Origin of the sequence: Methanoplanus endosymbiosus (assembly GCF_024662215.1) — an archaeon.
Classification (GTDB): Archaea; Halobacteriota; Methanomicrobia; order Methanomicrobiales; family Methanomicrobiaceae; genus Methanoplanus; species Methanoplanus endosymbiosus.
Genome location: NZ_CP096115.1, coordinates 2,896,561 through 2,918,872 on the forward strand (window position 1 = coordinate 2,896,561; position 22,312 = coordinate 2,918,872).

Sequence of the window (22,312 nt, forward strand, 5' to 3'; positions counted from 1 at the left end):
GTGCTATGTGCGGCATATTATATCTGATATGTTCCGGAAACCGGAAAGTCATGCAATTGTCTTTCTGATCCTCTCAATATCACTGTTTTTTATCATCCGGCTGATTCTTTCGCATTTCAGGACAAATTCAGGTGCGGCACGTATAATCCATGCGATATCTTTGCCACGTGCTCTCTCCGGGACATAATACTGGGCATCAATTCTAAGTTCCTTGGCTCTCTCCATCGCTTCAGTATCATGCTCTGAAAAATAATCTGAGAAGAAAGCCCTCATACACTCAATGGTGCAGGTATGAATCTCACTCTCAATTCCGGCTTTGACAAGTATTGCATAAAGGGCATAGTACATGGCATAATATCCGGTGGAGAACTTCCAGTCCGCAGATGTGACCGATTCCATTGCAGAGAGGGCATCCTCAGCCTTAAGGAAATATGCTTCTGAGAGATTGCTGTTTGGACTGATTATTTTAAGGCCGTTTTTATTCTTTTTGCACCAGAGTATTGTATCCATCTTAAAAAGCCTCCCTTATAAAGAAATCCTGGCATTTTATCAGGATATGTGATTTATATACCTCTTTAATTAAAGGGTCATCCCTTTTAATTTCAGTGAAGAGATCGACCGGATATGCCTTCACCTCAATTCTTATGCCAAAGATTCGTGAAATTTTCATTATCTCCCGTCTGTCATAATCTCCTGCGACAAAGATGTCAATGTCAGAACTTTCGTCAGGACTTCTCTTTGCATAACTCCCGAAGAGTGCTGACGGGCCGAAGAGGTATGGATTAATTCTGCATATTATCCCGTCTGCCTCCGGAAATTCTTCTGAGAATATAACCCTTTTATAACTCTCGGCAAGGGCACAGTAGTGCTGCGCCTGATTATTTCTTTTGAGGGTGAAAATCCTTATCTTTCCCCTCATAACCGACTCCAGAATCCCTCTCTTCTCCAGAAGTGTCAGAATATTATATGCAGTGCCGTGTGTGATGGGCAGAAGTCCGCATACCTCCCGTATGTACAGCTGTCTGTCATAACCTTCAGTAAAGAGTGCCATCACCTTCAGAATATTTCCGGTTATGTTTAATGAATCAGACATATGTATAATTAAATAGACGATATTCGCATAAATATCCGGCGGTCCGGGCGCATATCTCCGGTGTGAACTGCTGCCTGTCTATTCCGGAGTTTTTCCGGACGGGAAGAGATAATACTTAAGAATAGAATTTAATCTTTTGAAATACAATAATTATCTGGATTTTTACCGGACAGAAAATAGATCCTTTATGCCCCTTAACTGTCATAATTCCGGCATTATCTGCCGGAGATTATTATTCTGTTAAATGTCCGGAAGCGGGGCATAAAAGAGTCAGGAGACATTATAATGGGTAAAGGAAAAGTTGTTCTTGCATTCTCAGGCGGTCTTGACACATCAATATGCGTACCTCTTTTAAAAGAGCAATATGGGTACGACGAGGTTGTCACAGTAGCTGTCGATGTCGGCCAGCCGGCTGAGGATATAATCAGTGCCACAAAAAAAGGCGAACTGATCGCTGATAAGCACTATACAATAGACATTAAGGAAAAATTTGTGGAGACACAGCTCTTTCCGACAATTAAAGCAAACGGTTCATACGAAGGCTACCCAATGGGCACTGCCCTCGCAAGGCCGCTCATTGCCGAAGAGATTGTTAAAATCGCAAAGTCAGAAGGTGCACTCACGGTTGCCCACGGCTGCACAGGCAAGGGCAATGACCAGTTAAGGTTTGATTTCATCTTCAGAATGTCCGGCCTTGAGGTCATTGCACCTATGCGTGAGATGAATCTCACTCGTGAATGGGAGATGGAGTACGCCGATAAGCACAATATACCTGTTCCGGTAGTGAAGGAGAAGCCATATTCAATTGATGAGAACTGCTGGAGCAGAAGCATTGAAGGCGGAAAACTTGAAGATCCATCCTTCCATCCTCCAAATGACATCTATGGCTGGACAGTCTCCGCAGAGGAAGCACCTGACACTCCGGAAGAGATCTCAATTGAGTTTGAGAAGGGAATTCCGGTATCAATTAACGGCAGAAGGATGAAAGGCATTGAGCTTATTGAGGAACTCAACCGGATTGCCGGCAGAAACGGTGTTGGCAGGAATGATATGGTTGAGGACCGGATTCTTGGGCTTAAAGCACGCGAGGTCTATGAACACCCTGCGGCAACTGTCCTTTTAAAGGCGCACAGTGATCTTGAGCGCCTCGTTCTCAGCCGCCAGGAATTGTCATTTAAAGCAGCAGTGGACGAAAAATGGTCAGAACTTGGATATATGGGTTTGATTCATGAACCACTCTTTGAAGCGCTGACAGCATTTGTTGACAAAACACAGGAGAGGGTCAATGGAAAAGTTGACCTCATCTTATACAAGAGTTCAGTCACAGTTGCAGGCAGAAGTTCACCTGATGCGTTATATTCTGATGATCTTGTCTCATTTGACAGCACAACACTGGATCAGAAGGATTCAGAAGGATTCTCTGCATTCTATGGGTTCCAGGCAAGACTGAGCAAAAATCTCAGAAAAAACAATTAATCTTTTTTAAGCATAACATCGGCAGTTCGGCCGTTTTATTCAAACCCGGAGATTTCCGGAGAGAAATCATGAGAAAATTTCGGGGATTACAGCCGGAATAAGTGGTATTTTCCGGACGATGAAATTTTTCTCTCTGTTCAGATAATGCTGCTTCTCCGATCTCTCAGATTAATTCATATTATCAGCCATCCGGAAATTATCCGGTGTTAAGAGAGTGAAAAAAAAGGTTAATGTTCTGAATTTCCGGATATATTTTCCGGCCCTCTGGTTTCAGAGCAGTTTCTGCCCGGCAACTTTTCCGGGGGTGCACTCAAAGACTTCTGTAATCTTAATGACAATCAGTGATTTTGCCGGCATCTGTGGTTTTGCATCCTTGATTCTCTTTCTTGCGGCTTCATAATCCGGGCCTTCTGTTTTAATCTCAGCATCGCCCTTAACCTGAAGGCATCTCTTGTTTTCAGGGTTCCAGAAGTACAATGCCACTTTTGGATTTGCCTTAAGGTTATTGAGAGTCTTTACCATGAAATTGTCCCCAATCCAGAAGGTCTCATCATCCTCAAGCCAGACAGATGCCATAGGCGCAACATTGGGCACACCTTCTGCTGATGTGGTTGCCATGGGAACGGCAAAGAGCTTCTCCATATTCTTCCTGTACACCTCTTTCATATCTTCGCTAAGTTTTACCAAATTCAGTTCCTCCTTAATACTTCCAGATATTATTTTTTATATGATTAATAAATGTGGCGCTGAGAGCGTGGCTGATGACTGACAGCAGCTTTTAGAATCAGTGCTCTGTTTCATCCATCATCTGCGGGCCAACCGGCTCATGAGTGACTTCTGTCTCTTTCTTTCAGTTATGCCTCTGTAAACCGGACATTTATTTTTCCGGAAATAAATCCTGCCTGTTTCCTGAACAATTATCATATCCTGCAAAAATTCTGCGTATTTTTTCCGGGGGAGTCATAGAAAAAAGTTTAATTCATCTAAAAGGCAATCGATTATTATTATGTGTGCTTTTTCATTTTTTAAAAAGAAGAAATCCCCCCATATAGTGGAAAGCCCAAAACCTCCTACCATGGGACAGGGTGCTGGAATGAACTTTCCGGAATACAAAAGCAAGCCATATTACATCGTTGCCTCTGTTGAAATGGGCAATACCACAACAAAATGCATACTGATCGGAACAAACCTTGAGACCGGACGTTCATATATCATCAATAAAACGGTCAGCATGTCCCGTGATGTAAGGCCGCCAAAACCCGGAGAGGAGATCTTTGGTGAGACACTTGTCGGAACACCCATTACAAGGGAGTCAGTCACTGACCTTGTTAAAGATACATTGATCCGCTGCCATAAGGAGGCCGGCCTCTCAATCAAAGAGGATCTTGATTTTGTTGTCAGAAGCACAGGTGTGGTTGCGGCAATGGACTCACCCGATCAGGTCGGTGATTTTGTCATTGCTCTGGCCAACGGCTGCCTTGAAGCAGGAGTGCCTCCAAAGAAGATGACTCCGCCAATGGGCATTGATAATCTCCCGCCAAGGCTCAGGAAGTTCAGTTTTGCTGACAAGCTGACATTCTGCGGTACAGTTGCAGGAGTGTCCCCGCCTATTGGTTCTTCCGGTGTTGAAATGGTTGCAAATGAGATGGAAGGGGAACTTGCAATGGCCGGCATTAAGGAGGGTGCAAAGTGGACTGAGGTTGATTTCAGAAATCCCTGTATATCAATAGACTTTGGGACAACACTTGACGGCAGGATAACCAGTGATGTTGCTGCCAATGCCGAATATCCTTTTGCCATGACTATCGGGAATTTCTGCGGGCTTGCAGGTGCGATTCCGGATGCGATTGTCAGAGGCACAGGTAAGGTGAATGACCATACCGGAACAGCACTCGATCTCTTTGGCGATAAGAGCATAAAGTGTGCGCTCTCCAAAAAGAAGAATACCATTGTGTCAGATTATGAAGAGATGATCCATGACATAATTGACATCAGAATTGTCCCTCCGGAGAGGGAGAGATTTGGCAAAGTTCCGGTGAGAGCCGATATTGCAATGGAGTCTAAAATTGCAATGATTGGGTGCGATGCCGGAGAAAACTTCAGTATGGCTGACAGACTAAAGGAGATCGGCAGTGAGATCTACACAAAACATAACTCCTGCATTCTGACTGAGGTTGTTGATCATGTCTGCGCTAATATGGCGCTCAGGCTCATTGATGTTGCGGCAGAGAATAAACTTGTCCCTGAAAACTCTTCAATCGGCTTTACCGGAAGGGCGGCTATATCCGGTAAGAAACCACAAATTATTATGGACGGGATCGAAGAGAGGGGAATTTACAGTGACCCTTATGATCACGTCTTATTTGTTGATGACGGCCTTGCAAGAGGCGCAGCACTTATGGGCAGATGTATGTCCTCAATCGGGAAACCTAATAATCCGATGGGTGGTGTCAGAGGCGGGCCGTGCATCATGAAGAGGCGTATGAAGATAGGAAAGTAGGTATATAATATGGTAGAAGAAAAAACAGAGTATTTTGATGTTTTAATCCCACCGGGAGTACCAAGATCAGTTATTTACGATATCACCGACAGATTTGAGGTTGAGATTGTAAACAGGAAACGTATGATGAAATTTGCAAATATGGACGGAGATATAAGGGAGCTTTTAGCATTCCGGTGCACAAGGGATACAGCAGAGCAGGTCCAGGCTTATATGCTCTCTGAACTTGAAAAGTTTATAGCTGAATAACATTGCCCGGGTCTCAATGGCCTGTAATAATTTTTAATTAATTTTAAATGTTTTTTTTACCGGTTTTCCGGATAACCAAAGCCAAACCAAAAGAGACTTAAATAATTCACAGGTATTTTCTAATAATGGTCTGGCTTAAAACACTCGAAAATTCATACGTCAATTCTGAAAATATCCTGTCCATAACTTTTGACAGCAGATGCAACTCTTTTGTTGCAGTTGTCGGATATAAGGATATAAGACTTCAGCATAAGATATTTCAGGACCGGATGCTTGATGATATACTTGCCGGAGCTCAGCCCAGAAATGAGTGTGAGATCATCGAAGAGATGATAGAACATATTGAATCCGCTAAAAAAGATGATGTGAATATTCTGGATTTCAGTTCAATACTTGGTTATTAATTCTGAAATTACTTTTAAACCGGTTCTGAGCTGATCCTGAAGGGGATGCACATCTATAATTTTATGCCGGAAAAATATAGAATGATTATTTCCGGATGGATTCTATTGTCTGATCTCTTTCATATGGGCAATTCTTTTATCGAGGACTTCCTGTGTGCCGATATCCGTTCTGTATCTGATATTTCCCTCTACCGATGCTGCCGCCTCTTCTGCAATCTTCTCTGCCTCTGTTAAGGTATCTGCCATACCGACAAATGCAAGTGTCCTTGAGGTCTGCGTATAGAGATTATTATCCTCTTCAGTAACATTGGCATAATATGAAAATGCCTCTCCGGCATCCTTTATTGTGATTAAATCTCCGGGATTTGGTGAATCCGGATAGCCTTCCGGCACAAGATATTTGCATACTGTTGCTTTATTTTCAAACATTACATCTGACTGTGAGAGTCTGCCTTCCGCAATTTTTCTGACAATATCACATAAGTCCGATGAAAGCAGGGTTAACAGATTCATTGCCTCAGGATCGCCAAACCGTGCATTAAATTCAATGACTTTCGGCCCTTCTGATGTATTCATAAACTGGCCGTACAGCATACCACGGTAGATCACATCTTCACTTCTGAGGGATGCCACAACATCCTCCATTATGGCAAGTGCTTTATCATAATCCTCTTCTGTGACAAAGGGCATCATATGATCCGGCATTGTATATGATCCCATACCTCCCGTATTCGGGCCGACATCACCAGCAAATGCCCTCTTATGATCCTGCACCAGAGGCATAGGCACTATGTGGGTACCGTCCACAAAGGCCATAAGTGTGAACTCCTCTCCGATTAGGCGCTCTTCAAGGACAACATCTCCGCCGATCTCTGTTATATATTCTATCGCGCCTTCTGCATCGAAATGCTCACCCATTATTTTTACGCCCTTTCCGCCGGTAAGTCCAATAGGTTTTACAGCAAGATCGCCGTCATAACTCCGGATAAAAAGAGCAGCCTCTTCTGCGTCATGAAATACCCTGTACAGAGGACACCCGGCAACGCCGTGCTTCTCCATCATATTCCGGCAGAAAGCCTTGTCTGTCTCAAGCCTTGCTGCCATCCTTGACGGGCCGATACAGGCTATCCCTTTCTCCTCAAGCAGGTCTGAAATTCCAGCTTCAAGGGGTGCTTCCGGGCCGATTACTGCATACTCAATACTATTATTATATGCAAATTCAGCTGCGGCATTGATATCTGTCTCACTGTTTATCAGATATTTTTTGCAGAGCTTTGCAATGCCTGGGTTTTTCTTCCCCATAACAGCATATAATTCGCAGTTACCATTTCGCGAGAGTGCCTCTGCAATTGCATGCTCTCTTCCGCCTCCGCCAACAACAAGAATCTTCATAGCCATATTATTTCCATCCTGCTAAACAAAAATATGTCTTATTTACTTAAAAGTTCGGAGACAGAGGCAAGTGGTTTTAATGTTACACCTTCCACTGCAAGTCTCTTCTCAGCTCCCTGTTCACGGTCCACCACACATACCACGGTATCAATATTGGCACCTGCATCTTTGAGTGAATTTATGCCGTAAATTACACTCCCGCCTGATGTTGTTACGTCCTCGACTAAAAGGACATTCTTACCTCTGACATCTCCGATGATATTTCCGGAAAGCCCGTATTCTTTCTCTTCTTTTCTGATTATGCAAAACGGCCTGCCTGATGAGAGTGATGCCGCAACTGCGATTGGCACAGCGCCTACTGCGACACCTGCAACGACATCGAATTCAAATTTTTCTGAGATTGCCTCTCCTATCTGAGAGAGCAGTGCCGGTTTTGTGCACGCTGTTTTTATATCAATGTAATATGAACTCTTTGCGCCTGAGGCCAGGGTGAATTCTCCGAATTCAATCGCGCCGTGTTCAATCAGAATTTCTGCAATTTTGTTTACCATGGAACATCCTTTACTCCTATCATATATCCTGCAATATTTGTAATTCTATGCAGCAGAGGTGTGGCTATTAATATCCAGATGAAGACAACCGGAGTAATATTTGCTAATATCCACTGAAGATCAAAGATTAACAGAAGCACCATGGCTCCTGCAACAAGGTCATACTGATCTGCAATAAGCCACTCTTCCCCGCTTTTTTTGTTCAGCCTTCTCTTAAAAAAACTTTTAACAAGGTCACCAAGCAGTGCGCCCGCTGAGAGGAGCACTACAGAGAGAACAGTATGTATCTGAAAATCAAAGACTCCCTGAAGGTATATCTGAATCAGCCCGATGACTATCCCGCAGAATACACCACCAATAAGGCCACGCCACGTTTTTCCGTCTCCAAAAAGCCTTCTTCCGTCAGAAAAGTTCTTCCCCGAATCTATGGGTCTTCCGCCCCCGAATACTGCCGCGGCTGAATTCGGGATATATGCAGGAAGCATAATCCACATAGCAATGAAAAGTGCTGTTAAAATATCCTGATAAATGAAATCAATTAATGACAATATGCTAATATAAAGCTTTATTAAAATAAATAATATAACGATTTAATAAGAATAGCCAATTTTGAAATTAAATTCAATATGAATTTAGTTAAGGTATCATTGCCATAAATATAAGGTATAGAAAAATTAATGAAAAAAAGGATATAAGTGGGAATAATCCTTATAAATATGATAATACTTGTGAGATCAACATGGTGCTGAAAGTTACAAAAGGACTCTGTCCGGAATGCGGTGCAATTCTTCCGGCTGAAATTATTGAAGATGACGGTAAGGTATGGATCGTCCGTACATGTCCTGAACATGGCAGATTTAAAAATTTATACTGGTCAGATGCGGAGATGTATAAAAGATATGACCAGTTTGAGTATATTGGCAGAGGTGTTGACAACCCACAGAGAATAGCGGCTCCTGAGGAGTGCAATACGGCCTGCGGGCTTTGTAATAATCATAAATCATCCACACTGCTCGCAAACATTGACCTGACAAACAGGTGCAACTTAAACTGTGAATTCTGCTTTGCCAATGCAAGGGCGTGTGGGTATGTTTATGAACCCACATTTGAACAGATTGTTGATATGCTTACAATGCTCAGGGCGCAGAAACCTCTTCCTGCACCGGCTGTGCAGTTTGCAGGCGGAGAGCCGACAATGCGTGATGATCTTGTTGAGATTGTTAAAAAAGCACGCGACTTAGGTTTTAAGCAGATACAGCTTGCAACAAATGGTGTAATTCTTTCACGCAACAAAGAGCTGTTAAAAGAGTTAAAGCTTGCCGGATTGTCCACAATATATCTTCATTTTGATGGTGTTACAAAGGATACCAACCCTATGATCAATATCAGCAGAAAGGTTGTTGACAACTGTTCTGAGATTGGTCAGGGTATTGTTCTTGTGCCGACTGTCATCAATGGCATGAATGACCATCAGGTAGGAGATATAATAAAATTTGCGGCTGAGCATATTGATGTTATAAGAGGCGTAAATTTCCAGCCTGTGGCATTTACAGGCGCTGCTTCAGAAGATGATGTTGTAAAGGAGAGGGTTACTATTCCCGATCTTCTTGACAGAATAGAGGTTCAGACTGAAGGAAAGCTCAAAAAGGATTATTTCTATCCGGTTCCATGCGTGGTTCCTATTTCAGAGCTTATTGAATCATACTCCGGAAAGCCGCAGTTCACCTTCACAGCTCATCAGCACTGCGGTGCAGCCACATATGCCTTTGTAACCGAAGACGGACTTTCTCCGGTGAACAGGATGATAAATGTCGATGAATTCTTCAGAGTCATGACTGAGATGGCAGAAAAACTTGGTGATAAAAGGACAATAAATAAATACAAAACTCTTGCAGAGGGAATTAAAGGCCTTCATCACTCTGTAAAATCAAGTGAATCCGGAAAGACCGGTGAGTTCTGGAAGATGCTGTATCAGGCACTTATTAAGCATGATTTTGATGCACTAAAGGACTTCCACTGGAACGCCCTCTTTATCGGGACCATGCACTTCATGGACAATTATAATTACGACCTTGCCCGTGTACAGAGGTGCTGTATCCATTATGCAACCCCTGATGGCCGCCTGATACCGTTCTGCACCTATAATTCAGGCCCTGTATTTCGGGAGCAGGTATGGAAGAAGTTTTCAAAGCCTATTGAAAACCCTGATCAAATTGAGTCATTAGACTGAATTAACACTTTTTTCACATGATACGCATTGTTAAAAAACCCACTGATACGCCGGATGACAATTCTACCGGCATGGTAGCAGATGCCCTTAAAAAGCGGGGTGTGGATTTTTCATACCTTGATCTTGACAGCATTGACTTATTTTCCGGTGAGATAGAGAATGATCTCATCTGGGTATGCGGGATTAAGCAGACCGGAATTCATTTTGATGCGATTTCTGCACTGAGTCTTAGAAACAGGGTTGTCAATTCTCCGGAGGCAATTGCCATATGCGCCAATAAGGCACAGACTACTGCAAGGCTTCTGCGTGATAATGTGCCAACTCCTGAGACGATATTTACCGATTCGGTGGAGAAGGTGGAGGAATTCCTGAGGGAGCAGAAGAAGGTTGTATATAAGCCGGTTTATGGCTATGACGGCAATGGAATTTATCCGATGGATGACATTTCCATGCTGGGAGAATCACCGTATTATATCCAGGAGTTTATCGAAAATATCTGTGATTACCGGGTTTTTGTAATTAATGGCAGGGCTGTTGGTGCTATTAAAAGGGAGTCTGACACCTTTGCGCATAATATTCATCAGGGCGGGTCAGGCGTACCTGTCGTTGATATCCCAGAGGATATGGCTGATATTGCTTCACAGGCTGCCCTGTCGGTTGGCATTGACTACTGCGGTGTTGATCTTTTAGATTATGGTAATTCTTATACTGTTCTTGAGGTGAACGGCACGCCAAACTGGCACTGCATGGGCGCGCCTATCTGGGATTATCTCGCAGAATATCTGACTGAACAGGAGAACGAATTAAAATCTTAATTTTCATGATGAAGCATTTTGTGTTTCATCTGCCATCTGTGAGCAGCTGCTCATGGGTGACTCTTTTTGCTCACCAGTGATAAATCTGAGAATTTGTCTGCACAGTCAGATTTTTCAGACAGTGTCAGTTTATCTGTTATCCTTTCTCTGGCAGTTGCTGAAAAAAAAATATTATTTGGTTGTATTCCGGAATTTTATGGTTTTTTTGGAGTTTTTTAATTATTACTGTACTAATGTGTCTGAAAGAATCTTTGCGATATCAATCCAGATTACCAGATCTTTTGTTCCGTTCTCTTCCTTACCTATTTTAATAATGCCCTTTACATAAGCCTCTCTTGACATTGTTTCGTCCATCTGGTCAACATCATCTTCGGATATCTGAAGGACGCTCTGTACGTCATCAACTATCAGTCCTACATTTGAGCCGTTTGCCGCATCAGCAACAAGAACAATAATTTTCTGGTTTTCTGCTTTATCTCCAACAGGCAGGCCCATAAGCTGATTAAGATTGAGAATATTGGTAATCTCCCCCCTGAGATTGATGATGCCGGCAATATGCGCCGGTGCTCTCGGAACCGGAGTTATTGGCATCATCTCTACTATCTCCCTTGCAATGTGGATATCAAGGGCGTAGTGAACGCCTGATATCTCAAACTGTACAACATCAATCATCATATTATCTCTTCTCCTTTCCTCTCAGCATTTGAACTTTGAGTTTGCAGCTTCAAGTTTGTTTGCAAGTTCACTGACTTCATGGATTGCACTGCCAATCTCCTCTACTGATGCGCTGGCCTCTTCTGCAAGTGCAGCGAGTTCTTCTGCCTCTTTCTGAACTTCTTTTGTCTGTTCTGTTCCCATATCTGCTGAACGGACAACATTATTGGAGATGTTTGCCTGGTCCTCAATGGCCCTTGTAATCTCACCGATATCAGTTGATACCTGTCCGGCGTTACTGATGATAGTATTCAGTGCCCCTATTGTCTTTGTAACACTTTCCACACCATCAACGATCTCATTGTTTGCTGAGGTTATCGCCTTTGCTGTCTTCTCACTGCTCGTCTGAACCATAGACACAACGCTTCCGATTGAATCTGCTGCTGCCCTTGCCTCTCCTGCCAGGTTTTTGACTTCACCTGCCACGACTGCGAATCCTCTTCCATGTTCCCCGGCACGTGCGGCCTCTATTGCTGCATTGAGTGCAAGGAGATTGATCTGTCCGGTTATATCATTGATCAGTTTTACGACATTACTTACTTCCTTAATCTTCTCAGTCAGTTCGTTTATGTCAGTAACACTCTCATTTGCAATCTTCTCTACATTGCCCATCTTCCGGTTCGCATCATTGCCAAGGTTCTGAGCTTCCCTGCCGATATCAACAACATGGTTTGCTGCATTGAATACTTCCTGTGATGTGCTGGCAATCTCCTCGTTTGATGCTGAAAGGTCGGCAATCTGACGGTTTATATCTTCTATGTTCTCCAGAAGTTTTCTGGTAAGATCTGCGGCTTTCTGGCTTGTATGTGCAACCTCTTCAGCTGCCTTGCCAACTTCATCCGTTCCCCTGCTGATCTCTCCTGAATTGATTACAATCTGTTTTGTGACATCATTTGCAACCCCAAGGCTTTCGGAGATGTTCTCACCTACATTGTTAAGTTCGTGTTTAAATCTCTCAAAATCACCTCTGACAGTTATATCGTCTGAAAACCTTGCTGTGAAGTCTCCTTTGGCATAATGTCCTGACAGTGCCATTGCTTCATGTATGGGTGTTGCGATACCCTGCATGAGACTATTGAGATTTTCAACAAGTCCTGAGTAGATACCCTCGTATTTTGTGCTGTCAGATCTTTCATTAAGGTTTCCGTCCTGGCCGGCTACTGCAAGTGTATCAATATCATTTATCAGATCAGTAAGGGTGTCATAGACCACTTTGATTGAAGAAGAAATTTCAACAAACTGTTCCCTGATCTCTTTTGTGTATCTGTCTGCTTCACCCACATTAAGTTTTATATCTTCAGGTTTTCCTGCTGCTATTGCCTCAAGGTCTGCTGCAATATTTGCCACTTCCTGATCCATGTAAATGCTCTGTGACACCTCGGCAGTTCTGTCCTGGTAGATGTAGTAGTTTACATCGATTTCTCCTTCATCATCAAGAATTGGTGTCTGAAAGAGCCTTAAGTATGATTTGGTGTTGTCCGGCCATCTGATCTCAAGATCGGATACTGCCCTTTTTTTTGTCTCATAAGAGGCATAGAAGTCATCACCGGTTACTTCAATGTCAAAGTCATAGAGTTTCTTTGCCATCAGTTCGTTATAGCTTCCGTGCCATGCTCTCTCATATTCTTTATTGAGATCAAGCCTGTGCTTGTCAGGTGCAAGCATTGTTATTGCCTGTGGGTTGTCTTTAAGGAATGTCTCTGCCCGTTTCTGGAGCTTCTGGATCTCTTTTAGCTCTTTGGTCTGCTCTGTCAGGTCCTGGTAGATGTAGTAGTTGACATCAATATCTCCTTTATCATCAAGGATGGGTGTCTGAAAGAGCCTCAGGTAACTGATGTCACCATCAGACCATTTAATCTCCAGATCAGAGACCGCTTTTCTTTTGGTATTGTATGATGCGTAGAAGTCATCCCCGCCCGTGACAGTTATATCAAAGTCGTATAGCTTCTTTGCCATCAGTTCTTCATAACTTCCGCGCCATGCTTTTTCATATTCCTTATTGAGATCAAGCCTGTGCTTGTCAGATGCAAGCACGGTAATTGCCTGTGGGTTATCCTTTAAAAATGCCTCAGCACGCTTCTGAAGTTTTTTGGAGTTGTCAATCTCTTCTCTGAGTAATGTGATGTCGTTGTAAACCGTCAGGACAGAGTCAACAATGCCGTTTTCATCAAGAAGCGGAATGTTGTACCTTTCGACAACTTTTGTTCCGGCAGGGAATTCTATTATGGCCTCCCCATGGCTTGCTTTTTTTGTCTCTATTGTCTGTGCAATTGATTTTCCTTCCTGTTTTATATATCTGAAATCTCCAATTGTCAGGTTTTCTGCTTCCTGTTCTGAAAATCCTGTCAGTTCTATGAATGCACGGTTTGATTTTCGGACTGACATATCTTTATTCCAGAGAAGAATCGGCATCGGGTTTTCCTGGACAATTGCATTGGACTGCTCCTCCAGTTTCCTGATGTCATTCATCTTTTCCGTCTGTTCAGTTAAGTCCTGGTATATGTAGTAGTTGACATCAATCTCCCCGTCATCATCAAGAATTGGTGTCTGGAAGAGCCTGAGGTAGCTGATTTCACCGTCCGGCCATTTGATCTCAAGGTCTGAGACTGCATTTCTTTTTGTTTCATATGAAGCATAGAAGTCATCTCCGCCTGTGATTGTTATGTTAAAGTCATAGAGCTTCTTCGCCATCAGTTCATCGTAACTGCCGCGCCATATTTTCTGATATTCCTTGTTGAGATCAAGCCTGTGTTTATCGGCTGCAAGCACTGTTATTCCCTGCGGGTTGTATTTTAGGAATGCATCAGCACGTTTCTGGAGTTTTTCTGCCTCTTTTGATTCTTTTTCCCTGAGAGATTCAATATTTTTAATTTCTTCCATCAGGCTGTTTAAAAGTTCTGCATATTCTTTATCCCGGCCCTCAAAATCACCAGAATTGATTAATACACTCTCTTTATCATTTAGAAATTTTTCAACACTTTCTCTTATCTTCTCTATCATAACATATACCACATATAGAAATTTCAAAAAACAATACTGATAATCAATAGTCTGATGTCAGTGTTTTTCAGTTTATTCTCATATCAAAAATCTTCAGGATTTTATATCTGATGAATAACTGTAAGTAATTTCAGCATATATAATTTATTTATCTAACATTTTGTGTGGAATTATTATTCTGTATATTAATTTTTGCAGAATTGATCGTTATTTTGTCAGACAATTTATATTTGTGTGTTCTATGGATGTGTGGGATTAATATGGCCGGATTTGTTTATGATTTGTGCTGCCCGTTTTGATCATATCATGTAATGCCCTTAAATACAGTCATTCACTTATGTTTTGTTAAGTTATCCTTTCAGGAATAAATAACAGCACTTCAGAATTTTTACAAATTTTAAAGTCAGCTTAAGAAGAACAGGCCTGATTGCTGAAAGTTACGTAATACATAGTTGCTGGAAGTTACGTAATATATAGTTGCTGGAAGTTACGTAATACATAGTTGCTGGAAGTTACGTAATATATAGTTGCTGAAAGTTACGTAATACATAGTTGCTGGAAGTTACGTAATACATAGTTGCTGGAAGTTACGTAATACATAGTTGCTGAAAGTTACATAATATGCAGTAATTGCCTATAATCAGAGAAATGCTCTGATTACAGGTAATTCCGGGCCACTGCAAATTCCGGAATAATTTCTCTGAAAAAAAGTTTAAACCGGGTTGTCTGAAAATATTTCAGTATTTTCTGTGGCCCCTTTCGGAATCTTCATCTATCTCTTTCTCTGTTTTTAATGCCAGTTCATGCATCCTTGCTGAAATTCTTTTTGCCGCTGAAGGTTCAATCTCTTTCATAGCATCGGCAATCTCCTCACCAAGAATAAATATTGCATGTTTATGCTCCATTTTGCTTTTATGTGTCTGGGTTGGAAGTACTTTTAATCCCTCGTATTCGGAAAATGAAGCGTTTGCATTAGCTTTCTGCAGGTTTTCCTTAATGGTAAACATGAACTGGTGTAGCGCTATTAGTTCGTCTTTGTGCACTGATTTCACATCCAAAAATATCCCTTATATGTCATTATATTGCCTTTTGGCGAAAATAATGGCTTAATTTAAGGGAAGGCAATTCTTCCCCTGAAGGATTGATATTACAATTTGTGTTTCAAACCATTTAACTTGAAGGGGTGGTCTGGCTCTGCCTATGATCAGATGTTAACTTCCGCAGTATTATGCACTGTTTTCTTATAAAAAACAGACACAGGCCTGTGAGTTTACCTGTGTCAGTAATCAGAGCTGATTTATCTTCATTAATTTTACAGATACAGGTTTTTTGACTATATCCCTGAAATCAGGCGCAGCTATCAGGGATATTTTACGCATAGCAATCAGGTCAAGAAGATTCTGGTCAACTGTCCGTCCGGTAACAATGCCGGAGATATTATCGTCCGTCTTTTTTAAGGCAGCTTCAATCTCATCAGATGGAAATTCACTTATTGTCTCATTTGTGACTGAAAGGAATTTTACAATGTTCTGTTCCCGGACTTCCTTCATCATACCACGGAGTATCTTCTCAGATTGCGGCAGATCGGGTTCGTTATTTACTTTTTTTTCCTCCTCTCTCTCTTTCTTCATCTTTTCGGAATGCAGGGAAAGCATGTTTGTATCCAGCCGTCCTTCTGTTGTCAGCGCAAGTTCAGCCGGAATTTTATTCCTTAGGGGTTTTATGATCTCTTTTCTGGTCATCTCCTCTACATTTTTTCCTCTTGGACTTACCGCAATAAAGTCAATATCTGCAACCTGGAGAAGTTCGCTTATAATTAAATCTCCACCCCTATCCCCATCCATAAATGCGGTGGCAGTCTTTTTTTCACAGAGTTCAATGATTGATGCCGGAACATTTGTGCCTTCCACGGCAATTGCATTTTTAATCCCGTATCTTAACAGGTTAATAACGTCTGCACGCCCCTCCACAACAATGATTGCATCCGAATCCACGACATTCGGGCCTGACGGGAGTTTTTCAGGGCCATATTCGATGACCTTCTCAATTCTTGAATGTTCCCTTATTTCGTCCAGTATTTCATTTGTGTCAAAATCACACTCTTCAAAGCTTCCGGTTAACAGCTCCTTGGCCCTTGATATAATCAGTTTTCTCTTGGATATACGGATGTCCTCAATATTTCTGATGGCAAATCTTGAAGCACACGGGCCGACCCTTTCGATGGTCTCAAGCGATGCTGCAAGTAATGCAGTTTCGACTTTGTCTATTGATGAATAGATCGTAATCTCGCCCTTTGTCTGGCCTTTGCGGCTTTCAGTCCTGACATCAATCCTTCCGAGCCGCCCGGATCTCTGAAGATCCCGGAGGTCAAGATCATCACCCAGAATACCTTCTGTCTGGCCAAAGATTGCTCCAATCACATCCGATTTTTCAACAATTCCCTCCGCTTCAAAATTTGCATGAATCTGGTATTTTGTTGTTTCTGATAAGTACAATAATAATTCCTCCTGTAATGCTGTGATCTCTTATGAAATGATATAATTCCTGATAGGTCAGGCATATGACAGTGATTAGTGGTAATTAAAATTATATAAACCGTTGTGGTGGTTTACTTTTGCCAGGTATTTTGAATACCTGTATTTTCTGACCGGATAATTGCCCTGGTAAAATATCTGGCAAATTAGAATTACTGTATAAAATAGCGTTTAATGTTCCGGCATTTTTTCGGTGCGGAAGTAATATTTATTGAGTATTTATTTATTCATTGAGGATTTTAACAGTTCCAGTGCTCTGTCAGGTTCTATTCCCTCAATCAGAACCCGTTTTAATGATGAGGTCTGGCCTGAAATGATGGAGACATCTCTTTTGGGTAGTGAAAAAAAGTCTGAAACTGCCCTTTCGATCTCTTTATTTGCTTTTCCGTCAACAGGCGGGGCAGAAATTCTGCACAATATTGCCTTTCTCCACTCATTATAGCCGGAAGGAAATACGGTTTTTTTGCTTCCGGGACTTACATCAAGAGTGATGGTAATCCCGTTTTTGGATATGAAAACTGCATCCTCTAAATTCATCTTAATCGTGACTTAAAAGTAAATGTCGCCCGGTATTAACAGACATGGATCATAAGTGGCTCTGCGTCCGTAACTTCACCTGTCAAACCCAACCGGGCGTTGTGAACTACCTCTGGGCTAAAGACCCAGATGCTTCCTGCTTCATTGCCCCTGCCAATGCAGACGACTCCACAGGCCCACCCCCGCGTTCCACGGGTGTATAGTATATCAAGTACTTGGTTATCGTAATGATATACACAAATGTTATCACAATTATTATTTATATGTATCGCTTACATCCCCTTGGCTAAAGACCAAGGGGATTTACGCTAAAATTTTAAAAACCTGTCGCGTATCCGGGTTGTCCCGCACATCATATCAGGATTCTTCCTGTGATCAGGCGGGGACCTAAAAGAAACGCATTTATCGGCTATACTAATCTGTTCTCCCTGCCTATATAACCATCCCCGCAGATCCATTCTGAAGATCTCCCGATAAAACTGTTATCCCTGTAAACCTGCACTCCGTTAATGACGACAGTATCAGGAAAGAGACCTGTCATGCCTTCATAGGGAGTCCATCCGGCTTTTGAAAATAATCTTTCGGCAGTGATTGTCTCTGTTTGATTGCTGTAAACCGCAAAATCGGCCTTTTGCCCTTTCAGAAATCCCGGTGGCTCAATTCCAAGAATTTCGGCGGGCTTTGTAACCGTTTTTCTGATGACCGATTCCAGCGTAATGTCAGCTTTTTCAGTGCACCTCGCAAGCAGAAGAGGCATCATTGTACCTGTGCCGGGAATTCCGGAGGGGACATCAGAAAATCCGGCTGACTTCTCTTCTCCTGTATGCGGTGCGTGGTCTGATGCAATGACATCGATCTCATCCCATCTGTTCCATATGGCATCAACAATTTTTCTGTCCCTCAGTGGCGGGTTTACCTTGCCGTATCCGGGTTTTTCTGTATCTTCAAACATTTCCCGTGTCAGGAAGAGGTGATGCGGCATAACTTCAAGTGTATATCCGGCCGGCACTGCATCTATTGAAAAAGGTGATGACAGGTGGCAGAAGTGAAGTTTCATCTTTGGATCTGCAAGTTTACAGATATATTCCACGGCATTGGCCTCAAGGTCGCCCGGCCTTAAATTATCGTGGTCAGTGAGTGAGATGTCATCACCTTTGAGCACAATTTCGGTGTGGACCGTTGCAGTGGCATTCATATGTGAGATCTGATCCAGTGAATCTTTCAGTTGTGATTCTTCCAGTGCATCGCCATAGCTTGACGGTGCTGCAAAGATCTCACCAAAGGCCAGTGCCCCTGCTTCATACAGGCCTTTTAGGTCTGAATCCGGATAAACACCTCCGTTTATCCCAAAGTTGCAGTATGACTGCTTCTCTGCTTCTCTGAGGCGTTTTTCATATATGGCGGCATCTGTAATGGGCGGGATTGTATTTGGCTGATCAACCACTGTTGTAACCCCGCCTGATACGGCACTCTTTGTGCCTGATTCCCAGGTCTCCTTATAGGACTGTTTCTCTCCGCCGCGAATATGGACGTGCATATCTATAGCTCCGGGCAGGCACAGGCGGTTTTTGCAGTCAATGATATATTCCGCATGGCCAAAAGATTCCCCGCAGTGAAGAACTCTGCCCTCTGAAACTGATATATCTTTAATCAGTCCGTCAGGAAGCCTTGCATTTTTTAGAAGCAGTTCAATATCTAATCCCATCTGTTTATCCCCTTCATTATCCGCAGTTTTTTTAATCTCTCCGGACAATTGTGAATTTCCGGATGACTATAATATTGTGATCTTTCTGATGTTGTATCCTGAAGTTTATAAAAAAAGCTGATTTTGATTTTGGTAACCTTCAGCAGACCCTTGGAACCGGATCTCCTACCGGAGGTTCAATAAATCTCTCACCACCAATTCCGGTTTCCATAATCACTGATTTTCCTTCCACTACCCTGCCGACAATTGTTGCATCCTTTCCGTATTTCTCTTTTCTGATTGCTGCAAGGATGGCTTCCGCGTCCTCCGGTGCGACACCCATCACAACTTTGCCTTCATTTGCAACGTCAAGCGGGTTTATACCGAGAAGTTCTGAGGCACTTCTCACACTTTTTCTTATTGGAAGTTTCTCTTCGGAAATTCTCACCTGGACTCCGGACTTTTCTGCCATTTCATTGATTGCGTTTGAAAAACCGCCTCTTGTCGGGTCCTTCATTGCGTGTACCTCTCCGGCCTGCATGGCGGCGTTTACGAGGTTCCACACCGGAGCAACATCAGATCTTATCTGCTCACCAAAGTCAAACCCTTCCCTGTTTGTCATGATGGCAAGCCCGTGATCGCCAAGAGTGCCGCTTACGATTATAATATCTCCGGGTTTTAGTGAACTGTCGCGGACCGGTTTTTCTGCTATTCCTATCCCGGCCGTATTTATGGCAATGCCGTCAATTTCACCTTTTGCAAGGACTTTTGTATCCCCGGTAACGATTGCAGCGCCTGCCTCTTCAAGGGCATTGTCCATGGACTGAACTATTTTTTCAAGGATTTCAATGTCAAAACCCTCTTCAATGATCATTGAGCATGTGAGTGCAAGTGGTTTTCCGCCCATCATTGCCAGATCGTTTGCAGTTCCGCATACTGCAATCCGTCCTATGTCACCTCCGGGGAAGAAGAGCGGTCTTACAACATGCGAGTCAGTTGTCAGGACAATATTTTTTCCGGCAATGGGAATTACTGCGCCGTCATCAAGTGATTCCAGCCCTATCCCTCCGGCATTGTTATTCTTATATTTTGTCAGTGTCTCTCCGAGAAGTTCTCCAAAAACAGCCCCTCCCGCACCATGCATCATATTGATCTTCATTCTTCGTCAACCTCTATTTCGATATTTGTGACTCTGATTTCCCTGCCGTCCACGATTTCAGGCATGCTCCCGCAGTTTGGGCATACATATTTTTCACTGCCCTCATATCCGCATTTGCAGACCGATTTTACGGGTGCGTCAGTATATTCGAGGATACAGTCCTTAAAGAGCGGATCTTCATCCCGCATGGTGTTGAATAAAAATACCACCTGCTCAGGATTGACCATCGTCATCTCTCCGACAGACATGTGGACTTTATTTATCTTGGTGGCGGAGTTGTCAAGGGCTGTCCTTTTTGCGGTTGCAAAAATATCGTATGCTATTGAATATTCGTGCATTATTCCTCCATAGCCGCATAGACCTCCTTAAAGATCTGAAGGGTCTGAAGGGCATCCTCACGGCTCAGCTTCTGGATAGCAAAACCTACGTGGACCAGTACAAATTCGCCTACTTTTACATCAATGAGATCTATTCTGACTTCCTGCTGAAGTTCGCCGTAATCTACAACAGCTATATTTCCATCCTTTATCTCCAGCACTTCTGCCGGAACTGCAATACACATGTAACAATCGCCTCATGAAAGAGTTAGAACTTAATCTCTTTAAAATTAACGAAAAAAGCATAGATCTGTGATACAGGTCATTGTATTCGTATTTTTACAGTTAATTTAAATTACGGACCGGAAGTGAAAAAGATTGACTCCTGTCAGTAATGGAATTATATTTCAAAAAGGAGCGCCGAGAAGGAGATTTGAACTCCTGAGGTGGAATCACCAGTGGCTTTCAAGGCCACCGCCTTACCGGACTAGACTATCTCGGCCCGCTCTACTAATGTTGAAGCTTATACTTAAAAAATGATGTGGTTTTATCTTCTTCTCAGGGATACTGCAATAATGGAGAGAACAACTGCAATGAGTGTGCCTATTATTGTTTCAGGGCCTGACTGTGTGGCTTCAGTCTCTGAAGGTTCTTTAAAATACCCTGATGCGTCTGCGCTTACAGTCAGTGATGAAGCGCCCTCCGCATTTATCATAACATAGCCGCTCTCAGATTCACTGGCAGGAGAGACCCTTATGTACACAGTCTGGCTGCTCACCGGAATTGTGAACTCCTCGGCATCTGTGCTCTGGTGGCTGTTGATGGTAACAGAAGCAGTTTTGCCGTCAGTATAGCTGAGTGTCCAGTCCTTCCCTTCCGAAGTATATACATGAAGCTCTCCGGTTGCAGTCTCTGCCTTAAAGTATGCGGGCGATGAAACGGATGCGAAAGCCTCTGCTGCCAGAGGCTTTATGGTCACAGACGGCTTTTCAGTGCTGCCCGGAACTGTCGGCGCTGCTGTTGGTGAAGATGGTATCAGGTAATATTCGGTGTGACTGATTACTCCTTTTGGATCGTAGAAATATACCTGATAAGTGCCTTCTTTGTACACCGGAATGTCAAGCGAAAAACTTCCGGCACTGTCTGTGCTCACCCATTCTCTGGGAAAGACGGTGCCGTAATCATTCTTTGCCATTATCTCAATTCCACTGTCACCCCTTGTTGTGCTTCTTCCTTCAATCTCAAGGATGCCGTTGAACTTCTGTTCTGTAGGGGATGTCAGGAATATCTCATCCGAACGGTCAACAATGGTGAATATTTTGGTTATATCTGAACTGCCGCCGAGGTCTTCTTTGTAACCCTTTGGCACTTCAAGTTTGTACTGTCCCGTTTTAAGTCCGGTTGTATCAAAAGAGACTGACCAGTCTCCGCCCTCCTGAATTACAAACGACTGTCTGTCAACTTCAATTATTGAATTGCTATTGGAGTACAGGACAAGTTCCATCGTTATTCCGGCCGGAAGGGTGCTTGTCCCTTCAGCAATTATCATGTCCCCCTCATACACGGTTGCCGGCATATCATAGTTCATGACATATGCTGATCCTGTGCATATGGCAGCTGCTGCTATCAGCAGTATCCAGCAGATCTTTTTCATATC

Annotated in this window: 22 protein-coding genes and 1 tRNA gene; 6 read left to right on the top strand and 17 right to left on the bottom strand. The window is 42.9% G+C overall.

All coding sequences use genetic code 11. The features are described from left to right. Window positions 1-48: 48 nt before the first annotated feature. Window positions 49-510 carry a HEPN domain-containing protein gene (locus L6E24_RS13530; RefSeq protein WP_257742479.1) on the bottom strand — a complete coding sequence of 154 codons (462 nt, stop codon included), beginning with the start codon at window positions 508-510 and terminating at the stop codon, window positions 49-51. Between the two features lies 1 nt (window position 511). Continuing rightward, window positions 512-1,093, bottom strand: a complete 582-nt coding sequence (locus L6E24_RS13535; protein ID WP_257742480.1) for a nucleotidyltransferase domain-containing protein — start codon at window positions 1,091-1,093, stop codon at window positions 512-514. Window positions 1,094-1,378: 285 nt separating this feature from the next. On the opposite strand from L6E24_RS13535, the gene L6E24_RS13540 reads away from it, so the two are divergent. Next, complete coding sequence (locus tag L6E24_RS13540) at window positions 1,379-2,569, top strand: argininosuccinate synthase (RefSeq protein ID WP_257742481.1); 1,191 nt, start codon at window positions 1,379-1,381, stop codon at window positions 2,567-2,569. Between the two features lie 270 nt (window positions 2,570-2,839). Here the strand turns inward: L6E24_RS13540 and L6E24_RS13545 are convergent, their stop codons facing one another. Next, window positions 2,840-3,256, bottom strand: a complete 417-nt coding sequence (locus tag L6E24_RS13545) for a pyridoxamine 5'-phosphate oxidase family protein (protein WP_257742482.1) — start codon at window positions 3,254-3,256, stop codon at window positions 2,840-2,842. A gap of 319 nt (window positions 3,257-3,575) precedes the next feature. Between L6E24_RS13545 and L6E24_RS13550 the strand changes: the two genes are divergently transcribed. The 3 genes from L6E24_RS13550 to L6E24_RS13560 all read left to right on the top strand — a co-directional run bounded on the left by L6E24_RS13550 (window position 3,576) and on the right by L6E24_RS13560 (window position 5,722). Further along, entirely contained in the window at window positions 3,576-5,069 is a 1,494-nt protein-coding gene (locus tag L6E24_RS13550) for a methanogenesis marker 14 protein (protein ID WP_257742483.1), read from the top strand. A gap of 9 nt (window positions 5,070-5,078) precedes the next feature. Further along, complete coding sequence (locus L6E24_RS13555) at window positions 5,079-5,318, top strand: hypothetical protein (RefSeq protein ID WP_257742484.1); 240 nt, start codon at window positions 5,079-5,081, stop codon at window positions 5,316-5,318. 125 nt (window positions 5,319-5,443) lie between these two features. Continuing rightward, window positions 5,444-5,722, top strand: coding sequence for a hypothetical protein (locus tag L6E24_RS13560; protein ID WP_257742485.1), 279 nt, complete (start codon window positions 5,444-5,446; stop codon window positions 5,720-5,722). 102 nt (window positions 5,723-5,824) lie between these two features. Here L6E24_RS13560 and purD read toward each other — a convergent pair whose 3' ends face one another. The 3 genes from purD to L6E24_RS13575 are packed head-to-tail and all read right to left on the bottom strand — an operon-like array spanning window position 5,825 to window position 8,150. Then, window positions 5,825-7,120, bottom strand: a complete 1,296-nt coding sequence (gene purD, locus L6E24_RS13565) for a phosphoribosylamine--glycine ligase (RefSeq protein WP_257742486.1) — start codon at window positions 7,118-7,120, stop codon at window positions 5,825-5,827. Between the two features lie 32 nt (window positions 7,121-7,152). Then, the gene (gene pyrE, locus L6E24_RS13570) at window positions 7,153-7,665 is read right to left on the bottom strand and encodes an orotate phosphoribosyltransferase (protein WP_257742487.1); all 513 of its coding nucleotides are present in this window, start codon (window positions 7,663-7,665) and stop codon (window positions 7,153-7,155) included. Continuing rightward, window positions 7,659-8,150, bottom strand: a complete 492-nt coding sequence (locus tag L6E24_RS13575) for a CDP-2,3-bis-(O-geranylgeranyl)-sn-glycerol synthase (protein ID WP_257742488.1) — start codon at window positions 8,148-8,150, stop codon at window positions 7,659-7,661. Before L6E24_RS13575 ends, pyrE begins: the two co-directional genes overlap by 7 nt. Window positions 8,151-8,404: 254 nt before the next feature. Between L6E24_RS13575 and tes the strand changes: the two genes are divergently transcribed. Both tes and L6E24_RS13585 read left to right on the top strand, forming a co-directional pair. Next, window positions 8,405-9,895, top strand: coding sequence for a tetraether lipid synthase Tes (tes, locus tag L6E24_RS13580; RefSeq protein WP_257742489.1), 1,491 nt, complete (start codon window positions 8,405-8,407; stop codon window positions 9,893-9,895). A gap of 17 nt (window positions 9,896-9,912) precedes the next feature. Then, window positions 9,913-10,710: an ATP-grasp domain-containing protein gene (locus L6E24_RS13585; protein WP_257742490.1), complete on the top strand. Its 798-nt coding sequence runs from the start codon at window positions 9,913-9,915 to the stop codon at window positions 10,708-10,710. 222 nt (window positions 10,711-10,932) lie between these two features. On the opposite strand, the gene L6E24_RS13590 is transcribed toward L6E24_RS13585, so the two are convergent. From L6E24_RS13590 to L6E24_RS13640, 11 genes are all read right to left on the bottom strand, one after another. After that, window positions 10,933-11,385 (bottom strand): chemotaxis protein CheW, encoded by a 453-nt coding sequence (locus tag L6E24_RS13590; protein WP_257742491.1) that lies wholly within the window; start codon window positions 11,383-11,385, stop codon window positions 10,933-10,935. Between the two features lie 21 nt (window positions 11,386-11,406). Further along, window positions 11,407-14,424 (bottom strand): methyl-accepting chemotaxis protein, encoded by a 3,018-nt coding sequence (locus L6E24_RS13595; RefSeq protein ID WP_257742492.1) that lies wholly within the window; start codon window positions 14,422-14,424, stop codon window positions 11,407-11,409. Between the two features lie 737 nt (window positions 14,425-15,161). Further along, complete coding sequence (locus L6E24_RS13600) at window positions 15,162-15,467, bottom strand: UPF0058 family protein (RefSeq protein WP_257742493.1); 306 nt, start codon at window positions 15,465-15,467, stop codon at window positions 15,162-15,164. A gap of 243 nt (window positions 15,468-15,710) precedes the next feature. Continuing rightward, complete coding sequence (gene dnaG, locus L6E24_RS13605) at window positions 15,711-16,919, bottom strand: DNA primase DnaG (RefSeq protein WP_257742494.1); 1,209 nt, start codon at window positions 16,917-16,919, stop codon at window positions 15,711-15,713. A 258-nt stretch (window positions 16,920-17,177) separates the two neighbouring features. Then, window positions 17,178-17,495: a DUF167 domain-containing protein gene (locus tag L6E24_RS13610; protein ID WP_257742495.1), complete on the bottom strand. Its 318-nt coding sequence runs from the start codon at window positions 17,493-17,495 to the stop codon at window positions 17,178-17,180. A 409-nt stretch (window positions 17,496-17,904) separates the two neighbouring features. After that, entirely contained in the window at window positions 17,905-19,248 is a 1,344-nt protein-coding gene (gene pyrC / locus L6E24_RS13615; RefSeq protein WP_257742496.1) for a dihydroorotase, read from the bottom strand. Between the two features lie 91 nt (window positions 19,249-19,339). Continuing rightward, the gene (gene hypE / locus L6E24_RS13620; protein WP_257742497.1) at window positions 19,340-20,338 is read right to left on the bottom strand and encodes a hydrogenase expression/formation protein HypE; all 999 of its coding nucleotides are present in this window, start codon (window positions 20,336-20,338) and stop codon (window positions 19,340-19,342) included. Next, window positions 20,335-20,676 carry a hydrogenase maturation nickel metallochaperone HypA/HybF gene (locus L6E24_RS13625; RefSeq protein ID WP_257742498.1) on the bottom strand — a complete coding sequence of 114 codons (342 nt, stop codon included), beginning with the start codon at window positions 20,674-20,676 and terminating at the stop codon, window positions 20,335-20,337. The genes hypE and L6E24_RS13625 overlap by 4 nt, the downstream gene beginning before the upstream one ends. Beyond that, window positions 20,676-20,900 carry a HypC/HybG/HupF family hydrogenase formation chaperone gene (locus L6E24_RS13630; protein WP_257742499.1) on the bottom strand — a complete coding sequence of 75 codons (225 nt, stop codon included), beginning with the start codon at window positions 20,898-20,900 and terminating at the stop codon, window positions 20,676-20,678. Before L6E24_RS13630 ends, L6E24_RS13625 begins: the two co-directional genes overlap by 1 nt. Window positions 20,901-21,073: 173 nt before the next feature. Beyond that, a tRNA-Ser gene (locus tag L6E24_RS13635) sits at window positions 21,074-21,157 on the bottom strand. 45 nt (window positions 21,158-21,202) lie between these two features. After that, a complete protein-coding gene (locus L6E24_RS13640) occupies window positions 21,203-22,309 on the bottom strand; it encodes a hypothetical protein (protein ID WP_257742500.1) in 1,107 nt (368 codons plus the stop codon). Window positions 22,310-22,312 lie beyond the last annotated feature (3 nt).

Coding starts and splice junctions, on each gene's coding strand:
- L6E24_RS13530 (WP_257742479.1), bottom strand. CDS start 510: ATGGATACAATACTCTGGTGCAAAAAGAATAAAAACGGCCTTAAAATA.
- L6E24_RS13595 (WP_257742492.1), bottom strand. CDS start 14,424: ATGATAGAGAAGATAAGAGAAAGTGTTGAAAAATTTCTAAATGATAAA.
- L6E24_RS13550 (WP_257742483.1), top strand. CDS start 3,576: ATGTGTGCTTTTTCATTTTTTAAAAAGAAGAAATCCCCCCATATAGTG.
- L6E24_RS13630 (WP_257742499.1), bottom strand. CDS start 20,900: ATGTGTATTGCAGTTCCGGCAGAAGTGCTGGAGATAAAGGATGGAAAT.
- pyrE (WP_257742487.1), bottom strand. CDS start 7,665: ATGGTAAACAAAATTGCAGAAATTCTGATTGAACACGGCGCGATTGAA.
- purD (WP_257742486.1), bottom strand. CDS start 7,120: ATGGCTATGAAGATTCTTGTTGTTGGCGGAGGCGGAAGAGAGCATGCA.
- L6E24_RS13625 (WP_257742498.1), bottom strand. CDS start 20,676: ATGCACGAATATTCAATAGCATACGATATTTTTGCAACCGCAAAAAGG.
- L6E24_RS13585 (WP_257742490.1), top strand. CDS start 9,913: ATGATACGCATTGTTAAAAAACCCACTGATACGCCGGATGACAATTCT.
- L6E24_RS13640 (WP_257742500.1), bottom strand. CDS start 22,309: ATGAAAAAGATCTGCTGGATACTGCTGATAGCAGCAGCTGCCATATGC.
- hypE (WP_257742497.1), bottom strand. CDS start 20,338: ATGAAGATCAATATGATGCATGGTGCGGGAGGGGCTGTTTTTGGAGAA.
- L6E24_RS13575 (WP_257742488.1), bottom strand. CDS start 8,150: ATGCTTCCTGCATATATCCCGAATTCAGCCGCGGCAGTATTCGGGGGC.
- L6E24_RS13540 (WP_257742481.1), top strand. CDS start 1,379: ATGGGTAAAGGAAAAGTTGTTCTTGCATTCTCAGGCGGTCTTGACACA.
- L6E24_RS13535 (WP_257742480.1), bottom strand. CDS start 1,093: ATGTCTGATTCATTAAACATAACCGGAAATATTCTGAAGGTGATGGCA.
- L6E24_RS13590 (WP_257742491.1), bottom strand. CDS start 11,385: ATGATGATTGATGTTGTACAGTTTGAGATATCAGGCGTTCACTACGCC.
- tes (WP_257742489.1), top strand. CDS start 8,405: ATGGTGCTGAAAGTTACAAAAGGACTCTGTCCGGAATGCGGTGCAATT.
- L6E24_RS13610 (WP_257742495.1), bottom strand. CDS start 17,495: ATGAATTTAGAGGATGCAGTTTTCATATCCAAAAACGGGATTACCATC.
- L6E24_RS13560 (WP_257742485.1), top strand. CDS start 5,444: ATGGTCTGGCTTAAAACACTCGAAAATTCATACGTCAATTCTGAAAAT.
- L6E24_RS13555 (WP_257742484.1), top strand. CDS start 5,079: ATGGTAGAAGAAAAAACAGAGTATTTTGATGTTTTAATCCCACCGGGA.